At 41.9% G+C, this 8,904-nt stretch carries 13 protein-coding genes; all 13 read right to left on the reverse strand.

The annotated features are described in order from the left end of the window. Positions 1-30: 30 nt before the first annotated feature. Positions 31-1,056: a tRNA (adenosine(37)-N6)-threonylcarbamoyltransferase complex transferase subunit TsaD gene (tsaD, locus tag JOC36_RS01595; protein WP_205144755.1), complete on the reverse strand. Its 1,026-nt coding sequence runs from the start codon at positions 1,054-1,056 to the stop codon at positions 31-33. 14 nt (positions 1,057-1,070) lie between these two features. After that, positions 1,071-1,496: a ribosomal protein S18-alanine N-acetyltransferase gene (rimI, locus tag JOC36_RS01600; RefSeq protein WP_205144756.1), complete on the reverse strand. Its 426-nt coding sequence runs from the start codon at positions 1,494-1,496 to the stop codon at positions 1,071-1,073. Continuing rightward, the gene (gene rimI / locus JOC36_RS01605) at positions 1,496-2,077 is read right to left on the reverse strand and encodes a ribosomal protein S18-alanine N-acetyltransferase (protein WP_205144757.1); all 582 of its coding nucleotides are present in this window, start codon (positions 2,075-2,077) and stop codon (positions 1,496-1,498) included. The genes rimI (JOC36_RS01600) and rimI (JOC36_RS01605) overlap by 1 nt, the downstream gene beginning before the upstream one ends. After that, the gene (tsaB, locus tag JOC36_RS01610; RefSeq protein WP_205144758.1) at positions 2,061-2,789 is read right to left on the reverse strand and encodes a tRNA (adenosine(37)-N6)-threonylcarbamoyltransferase complex dimerization subunit type 1 TsaB; all 729 of its coding nucleotides are present in this window, start codon (positions 2,787-2,789) and stop codon (positions 2,061-2,063) included. Before tsaB ends, rimI (JOC36_RS01605) begins: the two co-directional genes overlap by 17 nt. A gap of 116 nt (positions 2,790-2,905) precedes the next feature. Further along, positions 2,906-3,898 carry a UDP-glucose 4-epimerase GalE gene (galE, locus tag JOC36_RS01615; RefSeq protein WP_205144759.1) on the reverse strand — a complete coding sequence of 331 codons (993 nt, stop codon included), beginning with the start codon at positions 3,896-3,898 and terminating at the stop codon, positions 2,906-2,908. 43 nt (positions 3,899-3,941) lie between these two features. Continuing rightward, positions 3,942-4,694, reverse strand: coding sequence for an acyl-[acyl-carrier-protein] thioesterase (locus JOC36_RS01620; RefSeq protein ID WP_205144760.1), 753 nt, complete (start codon positions 4,692-4,694; stop codon positions 3,942-3,944). Next, a complete protein-coding gene (gene rsmI, locus JOC36_RS01625; RefSeq protein ID WP_205144761.1) occupies positions 4,694-5,572 on the reverse strand; it encodes a 16S rRNA (cytidine(1402)-2'-O)-methyltransferase in 879 nt (292 codons plus the stop codon). The genes JOC36_RS01620 and rsmI overlap by 1 nt, the downstream gene beginning before the upstream one ends. Positions 5,573-5,574: 2 nt before the next feature. Next, a complete protein-coding gene (gene holB, locus JOC36_RS01630) occupies positions 5,575-6,591 on the reverse strand; it encodes a DNA polymerase III subunit delta' (RefSeq protein WP_205144762.1) in 1,017 nt (338 codons plus the stop codon). Positions 6,592-6,617: 26 nt separating this feature from the next. Beyond that, a complete protein-coding gene (locus JOC36_RS01635) occupies positions 6,618-6,944 on the reverse strand; it encodes a cyclic-di-AMP receptor (RefSeq protein WP_205144763.1) in 327 nt (108 codons plus the stop codon). Positions 6,945-6,957: 13 nt separating this feature from the next. Continuing rightward, entirely contained in the window at positions 6,958-7,605 is a 648-nt protein-coding gene (tmk, locus tag JOC36_RS01640; RefSeq protein ID WP_205144764.1) for a dTMP kinase, read from the reverse strand. 92 nt (positions 7,606-7,697) lie between these two features. Beyond that, entirely contained in the window at positions 7,698-7,958 is a 261-nt protein-coding gene (locus JOC36_RS01645) for a YaaL family protein (protein ID WP_205144765.1), read from the reverse strand. Continuing rightward, positions 7,958-8,557: a recombination mediator RecR gene (recR, locus tag JOC36_RS01650; RefSeq protein ID WP_205144766.1), complete on the reverse strand. Its 600-nt coding sequence runs from the start codon at positions 8,555-8,557 to the stop codon at positions 7,958-7,960. The genes JOC36_RS01645 and recR overlap by 1 nt, the downstream gene beginning before the upstream one ends. Before the next feature lie 27 nt (positions 8,558-8,584). Then, positions 8,585-8,896 carry a YbaB/EbfC family nucleoid-associated protein gene (locus JOC36_RS01655; RefSeq protein WP_205144767.1) on the reverse strand — a complete coding sequence of 104 codons (312 nt, stop codon included), beginning with the start codon at positions 8,894-8,896 and terminating at the stop codon, positions 8,585-8,587. Between the last annotated feature and the right edge of the window lie 8 nt (positions 8,897-8,904).

The raw sequence follows: 8,904 nt of genomic DNA on the forward strand, positions 1-8,904 counted from the left end.
CCTTAATGCAGTTTTGCATTAAGGCTTTTTTTAATCATCTAAATAATCAAATTCAAGGGCTGGATTAGCATTTAACGTTAAATCAGCCCGCTTACCGTGACGATAAGCAATATCACCAGCAGCGCCAATCATGGCTCCATTATCACCAGCCAAGGCAATCGGAACTGGAATAAAGCGTGTTTTTGGAAAATGTTGCATCATTTCAGTTAATCCATCACGTAGGCCTTGATTAGCAGCAACCCCACCAGCCACAATAAATGACTTAACCGGGTATTCCGTTAAGGCCCGTTGTGTTTTAGTAACCAACACTTCAACAACAGCATCTTGAAAACTAGCGGCAAGATTATCCAGATTAACTTGCTCACCCCGTTGCTCCGCATTATGCATTAAATTAATGACCGCACTTTTCAAACCTGAGAAAGAAAAATCGAAATTATCTTCATGTAACATGGCCCGTGGCAAATCATATGTTGGTGTACCACGGTGTGCCATTTCATCAAGTGTCTTTCCGGATGGATATTGCAAGCCCATTGTCCGGCCAACCTTATCATAACATTCTCCAGCAGCATCATCTCGCGTATCACCTATTACGAGATATTCATACTCGGAACGCATCAAAACTAACTCAGTATGCCCCCCTGAAACCATTAAGGCCAGGGCAGGATATTGAATTGGTTCAACAAAATTAGCTGCACTAATGTGTCCAGCTAAATGAATTACGGGTACCAATGGTAATTGATGGGCCCATGCAATCGTCTTAGCCGCCGTAACACCAATTAACAAAGCTCCCACTAATCCAGGTCCTTGTGTCACAGCAATCGCAGTCAAATCATCATATGTCATCCCTGCATCGGTCAATGCTGCATCGGCTAGCACCGTCACTTGTTCAATGTGATGTCGGCTAGCGACTTCCGGCACAATGCCACCAAAACGTTGATGCGATTTAATTTGCGTTGCCGTTTCTAAGCTGACAATCTCATGACCATTTTTTACAATTGCGACACTCGTTTCATCTGCACTTGATTCAAATGCCATCACTAAACGATCTTCTGCCATTTTTTCACCTTTCTTTATAGGAAATAATCCATTAACAACGCATCTTCAACTGGGTTATGATAATAATCTTTACGGCGATGGTAAACATTAAATCCCAATTTTTGATAAACGTGTTGTGCGACTTCATTTGAAACACGCACTTCTAATAAGATTCGCGTTCCCGGCGGAAACTGATTAAACCATTCCATTAATAAGAGTTGTCCTAACCCGCGACCTTGAAAAGCACTTTTGACAGCAACATTACTAATAGATAATTCATCAATAATCAATGTTCCGCCCACAAAAGCGACTGGCTCACCGTGTTCTTCTAAAACTAGATAATGCGTATGCCGGCTTGCTAAATCACGTTCAAAACTTTCCAAGGGCCAAGGCTTTTCTTGGTATGCATCCTTGGCAATTTCAAATAATTCAGTTGCATCTTTTGGTTCACGAAATTCCATTAATTCATTCCTCGACCAAGCTGTTTCTTTGAAAAGACTTGCGCCATATCGTAAGCATTGCGTTGTGGCCCATAATAGTTTCGCCGTTCGCGTATAATTTGGAAATCAAATTTTTCATACAACTTAATGGCCCGTTCATTTGTTGTTTCAACTTCTAAGGACAAACGTTGAAAATGATTTTGTTTCGTTAACGTTATTAAATATGATAAGAAAAACGTACCAATTTCACGTCCTTGCCAATGTGGGGAGACCGTTAAATTAGCCAAATGAACCTCCCGAATTCCTGGGCGAAACGCTGCCCCCATAAAGCCCACTAAAGAATTCGTTTCCGGCTGGCGCAAAACAACGTATAAACGTTCGCGCGTTCGATTTAATTCATGTTCAAAAATACGACGCGGCCATGGATCGTCGCCGGCATAAGCTTCACGTTCAATCGCTTGCATATCATCGATATCAGCCATAGTTGCCCGCATCATCACAAATTCAAAACCATTAATTTGCACCGATTGCCGAAACTCTTTTAATTCTTTAGGAATCGGATGCGTATGCCAATAAACCAATTCATTAAATCTTTTCCACATAATCTGTTGTACCTGCATCAGGATTAGCTTTAGCCCAATCAGCTTCAGCCTGCGATAAGCGATGATAATTTGGCACAAAACGATGAATATCGTCCATATTCGTTAACACTTGCTTTGGGTCAACTAAGTTTGGCAAATGTGCCGCATGTGGTAAGGTGTCCGTCACAAACCGTGCATCAGGGAACGCATCCAAAATGTCCGTTTTGAAAGGTGCATATTCACCCGCAAAAACAATCGCATTTTGAACTTGTCCTAATTGTTCCAATAAAGCCGCCACATTCGTATGCGCATCAGCTAATACATTTTCTAAATGTCCCTGGCGCCATTGGTAAGCACCCGCATAAATATTATGATTACGCGCATCCATCATTGGCACAATTAACGCTTCCGTTTGATCGGCATTACTAGCCAACAAAGCTAAACTTGAAACACCCGCCAAAGCAATCTTTAACGTAAAAGCTAACGTCTTTGCTGTTGTTACCCCAATCCGCAAGCCTGTATATGATCCTGGTCCTTGACTGACGACTACTCGCGTTAAATCTTGAGGCCGCCAACCGACACCTTGCACCAATTCATCAATAAATGGCATCAATTGCGTTGAATGATTGCGTGCCACATTTGCTTCACGTTGTGCCAATAATTGTTCATCCTCAAAAATGGCAACACTAAGCGCCTGATTACTCGTATCAAACGCAATTGTTCTTTCAACCATGCTTGCCCCCTTAAATCGTTACTTCATTAACCTATTTTTAATCATTTAGACCTCAGACATTAAAAAAACCAACTTGTCTGATACTTCTCAACAAACAAGTCAGTCATCGCACCGTTTTAACGGTCTTCATAACCATGTGGGTGCTTTTGATGCCAAGTCCAAGCCGTCTTGATAATATCTTCAACGTTCTCGTACTGTGGTTGCCAACCCAAAATTTCACGCGCTTTATCTGACGAAGCCACTAATGAATCTGGATCGCCCACACGCCGTGGACCCACTTCCGCTGGAATTTCTTTTCCAGTTGCTTTGCGGGCTGCTTCTACCATTTCCTTAACAGAATACCCATTGGCTGATCCAAGATTAAATTGATTTGACGGATTACCATCAGCCAAATAATCTAAAGCTTCAATATGGGCATCGGCTAAGTCCATTACATGCACATAGTCACGAACATTAAAGCCATCCGGTGTATTGTAGTCATCACCATACATCATAATCTTATCGCGTTCGCCTAAGGCAACTTGTAAAATAATTGGCACCAAATGCGTTTCCGTTGGGTGATCTTCCCCAATTGAACCATCCGCTTTTGCACCAGCAACATTAAAGTAACGTAAGGCGACCCACTTCAACCCATAAGCTTCATCAGCCCAACGCATAATATGTTCCATTTGTAGCTTTGATTCACCATAAGGGTTAATCGGATTCTGTGGTGTTGTTTCGACAATTGGGTTATCTTCTGGAATACCATAAGTTGCCGCTGTTGATGAAAAGACGATGTTCTTGACATCATGTTTTAACATCACTTCGAGCAAATTAATCATACCACCCGTATTATTATCAAAATACTTCAAGGGATCCGCCATTGATTCAGGCACAATTGATGAGGCCGCAAAATGTACAACTTGATCAATTGGCTCTTGATCAAACACTTCGTTCAAGGCCGCCTTATCCCGAATGTCCACTTCATAAAATGGTACGTTAGCTGGCACAGCTTTTCTATGGCCAGTTAATAGATTATCAACGACCACCACATCACGGTTAGCAGCTAATAAACGGTCCACCATATGTGATCCGATATATCCTGCTCCCCCTAAGACTAAAGTTGCCATATTTTTCCTCCTATGACGCCGTATATTCTGAATTAATTATCACTCAATTTGCGTTAGTTGTCCAATCTAGCACGGCCTGTGCAGATAAGTGCCCATCGGCAAAACGAATTTCGTGAACCGTCTGTTGCGCCACTGGATCAACCGCCGCTTGAGAAGTAATGGTATCCTTTTGACCAACTTCTTTATCAAAACGAATTGCAATATGCTTCACTTCATGCTGATTTAAAAAATCAAAATCAAGCGCATTAATCATCCAGTCAAAGTAGCGTGAATTATTAACATGCTGATTAAAATCAATATCCGTATAACGCACCGTAAAATCAGCCGCATGCGTAATTTGATCTGCTGTCAGCTCAGGGATAGCATCAACACCACGCTTAATGCGCTTTACCAACGTTGGCTCATAACATGCCACCATGTCTTGCGGAATCTTGGTGATTTTACGCTTGTTCATGTCCATTAATGCAAATAAAGCATGCGCTTGCACAATAGCATTTCCATCTGCATCAATCATATTGAAATCACGCTTAGCAAAGTAATTATTAAACTCACGCGCAGTCGTACTCAAGGTGATTTCTTCATTCTCACGTGGTCGCCGAATAATATCGACTTGATATTCCAAAATAATCCAACCTAATCCCAAACTATGGACATAGGCATCTCCTACGTTCAATGCTTCTGATTGGGCATTTGACACAATCATCATGACACTAAAAATCATTGGAATACTAATTTGTTGTGTCATGTCACACTCATCATATTCGACAATGTGTGGCATTTCAAAAGTAGATGCCATTACTTTTCCTCCTCATATGCTTGGTACAATGTTTGTCGATCTAATTGACGCGCTTTGGCAATCTGCTTAACCGCTGCTGTCGTTTTCAACCCTGAAGCAACCAAAGCCTTGACTGCTTCAATTGGGGTTAATTCGGCCAAAGGGTCTGTTTTTTCTTGAGCTGCTTGTCGCCCAGTACCGCCGCCAAGCATAATCACAAATTCACCCCTGACTTCATTCTGCTGCGCCCATTCAGCAACTTCCTTAGCCGTTCCTCGAATGAACTCTTCATACTTTTTCGTCAATTCTCGGGCCAAACAAACCGGACGTTCATCACCAACCACTTGTTGGATATTGGCAAGGGTCTTAGCCAGACGATGCGGAGCTTCATAAAATAGCATTGTTTCTGGTTGGGGGGCAATCTGTTCCAAAGCAGCAATCTGTTCTGTCTGTTTCCGCGGTAAGAAACCATAAAAAGTAAATGGCTGAGGTGAAAGACCTGAAGCAATCAAAGCTGTAATCCCAGCGCTCGCTCCAGGCAATGGCACAACTGTAATATCAGCTGCAAGGGCTGCTTGAACTAATTCATGACCTGGATCAGAAATCGATGGCATCCCCGCATCAGAAACTTGTGCAATATTCATTCCGGTCACTAGCTTTTCAACTAACTCTGGAATCCGAGCTTCTTTATTATGTTCGTGAAACGAAATTTGCTTCGTTTCAATTTCAAACTGATTTAATAACTGCTGTGTATGCCGTGTATCTTCAGCAGCAATTAAATCGACATCCCTTAAGGTCTTAATCGCCCGAAAAGTCATGTCATCTAAATTACCAATTGGGGTCGGCACTAAATACAAAGTCCCCATGGTTTGTGTTGTATAACTACGTTGTTGTTGCATGCTTAACCTGCTAATACTTTCTGACTTTTAATCACAAAACTTTCGATAACCGTTTGTGTATTCAAATTCATTTCAATTGCTTGGGGCATCGCTAACGCTAAATCGGTTAAGGCCAAAATTTGCGCTTGAGTATATCGTTTTGCTAACTGTTCCCATTGTGGGAGCGTAGTAAAACCGCTCTGAATTAACCCACCTTGCAACGCCATCAATAAATCCCGACAAGCTTGGATAATCATTGCAAGGACCGCTTTAGCATCCTGCTCTTTAATTAACGGCATCACGTCGGTTTGAATCATGACAAACGCTTGATAATCCTGTTCTAATAAAGCGGTCATCAACCGTTCAACTTGTTTTAAAACACGTTGGAACCAGTCATCAACGAGCCAATTTTGCGCCACATCCAAATCATCGGTCAGCGCACTTACCAACGGAACCACATGCTGCGGATATCCTAAATCAAGCAACTGTTGGTTCCGTGCTTCCCCAGCCAAAGCCTGGAATTCAACAACTTGTGTCCGTGAAACAATCGTTGGCAAAACTTGCTGTCGACTCGTTGCAATCAAAATAATAGTCTGATGCCCTTGTGGCTCTTCAATCGACTTCAAAAGTCCATTAGCCGCACTATCGGTCATTGTTTCGGCCGCGTGTACAATGATCACCTTTTGTTCGCCTTCAACCGCTGTCTTCGTTAATTCATTTTGTAAAAAACGAATTTGATCAACTTTTAACCGCTGACCATCTGGTTCCACTTCTACAACATCTGGATGTTCATGTCGCGCAATCCGACGACATTGGTTACATGTACCATCTGGATTACCATCAGCCTGAGGGTGCAAACACAATAGACGCATTGCTAACCAATCTGCCACCTCGACTTGTCCACGACCATTGGGACCCACAAACAAAAAAGCATGACTCAATTGTTGTTTTTTGATGGCACTCTCAAATTGATGAATGATGACCGGCTGTTTAGCATTGGCTTGCGCAATCAACGTTTCAGGTGTGTTTTCAACTGCCATGTGGGTGCATTCTCACTTTCTAAACTTTAAAATTGGTGAAATTGTTCAACATCTTGAACGAAAACTGTTGCGCCACCAATTTCGACTTCCATTGGTGCCGTCACAGTTGATTCAACTGTATCCATCCCAAAGGAAGGCGTCATCATCCGATTACGTTTCTTAGCAGAATGTTTGATGATTTCTAACACATCATCCAATTTTTCATCGGAAACCCCAATCATGAAGGTCGTACTACCTGCTTTTAGAAAGCCTCCCGTTGAAGCCAGGCGTGTTGCACCGAAACCAGCCTTAACTAATGCTTTTCCTAAACGTGCTGCATCTTTATCTTGGACAACTGCTGTAACCATTTTCATTGTGCTATTCTCCTTAACCTAACTCGTCATGCAAAATTTGGTGCATTGATGCACTGGTTTGTTCAATAACTTGATCTAAAGGCTGATTGGCATCAATCACCCAAAACCGTTCTGGATTACGTTCAATTAATTCATGATAGGCTTGCGTCACTCGTTGATGAAAGGCCAAAGCTTCTACGTCCAACCGGTTCACTTCATCACTACGTTGCGTTTGAATCCGCTCCAATCCGATTTTTGGATCAAGGTCCAAATAAATGGTTGCTTGTGGTGCTAAACCATGTGTTGCAAATGTATTTAATTTAGCAATTTGCTCAACACCTAACTCACGACCGCCCCCTTGATAAGCAATTGAACTATCAACATAGCGATCCGAAAGGACTACTTTGTCATCTGCTAATGCTGGTTCAATGGTTTCCACAATATGTTGGCGTCGTGAAGCCGCATACAAGAGTGCTTCAGTCCAAGCATCCATCGTTGGTAAATTAGGATCTAATACCAAGTCGCGAATTGCTTCGGCAACCACACTACCTGTCCCACCAGGTTCACGGGTCACTAATAACCGTTCACCTAAAAGTGGTCGCAACTCAGCTAAAATCGCTTTTAAAACTGATGTTTTGCCGGCGCCATCCGGTCCTTCAATTGAAATAAACTTTCCCGTCATGATGTCTACCTTTATCCTTTAATGTTTCCTATTATACCATAGCAATAAAAAAGGACTTACCCGCTTTCTGGCAGATAAATCCATTGTCATCACTAATTCTCTGGGTGCACAAATGCTTGATGCCAACTTGCAACCACTTTACGCTGACGAGCAGCTCGCAATAAGAAGAAATACTTTTGCTTTTGTAGTGCCGTTTGCGCCACAATGTAACGCGGATCTAAATCACTTTCAAATAAAGCCTCTTCAGATAACTTGGCTTTTTCATAGTCATACTTCGCATCCGCGATACCATCTGTTAAATATTTATCATATTCACGCGGATTTAACTTTTGTTTTTTCTTTAGACCAAACATTAAAGTTCCGTTCTCCCTTCAACTGCTTTAATTAAAGTGATTTCATCAGCATAATCAATGTCACTGCCTACTGACAATCCTGTTGCCAAACGTGAAACCTTAATCCCAGCTGGCTTTAACAAACGTGATAGATACATCGCTGTCGCTTCACCTTCCGCATTTGCGTTCGTGGCTACAATCACTTCTTTAATTTCATCATTCTTTTGTAGGCGCGTTACCAATGAATCAATATTAATATCATCAGGCCCTTTTCCGGCCATTGGCGAAAGCACGCCATGTAATACATGATAAAGTCCATGATATTCGCCGGCATTTTCAATCGCCATCAAATCTTTAACTTCTTCAACCACTAACACTGTTGATTGATCACGACTAGGATCCGAACAAATAGCACATGGATCATCTTCCGTTAAATTACCACAAATACTACAAAAGGTTAAATCACGTTTAGCAGAAATCAGCGCTTGTGCAAAGCTTGTCACATCGGCTTCTGGCATGTCGATGACATAAAAGGCTAAACGGGTTGCCGTTTTAACCCCAATTCCAGGTAGTTTAGTAAAACTATCAATTAATTTGGCAACTGGTTCTGGATATTGCACAATCCTACCTTCTTTCTAACAATCAGTTTAGAAGCCCATCCCCTTTGGGGCAAATTGACCCATCCGCTTTTCAGTATCCGCATCAATTTTTTTAAGCGCATCATTAGTCGCTACCAAAATCATATCAGCCAAACCATCGGGATCTTCTGGATCGATTAATTCAGGCTTAATTTGCATATCAAGCATCTTACGGTCACCGTTAAACTTAACGACCACCATATCATCAGGTGCCTTACCTTCGTATTCTGTGTTCGCAATATCAGCTTGTTCTGATTGTACTTGCGCTTGCATCTTCTTCATTTGCTTCATCATTTGTTGCATATTTTGTCCGCCAAACATATTTTCAT

Origin of the sequence: Weissella uvarum, assembly GCF_016908785.1 — a bacterium.
GTDB lineage: Bacteria > Bacillota > Bacilli > Lactobacillales > Lactobacillaceae > Weissella > Weissella uvarum.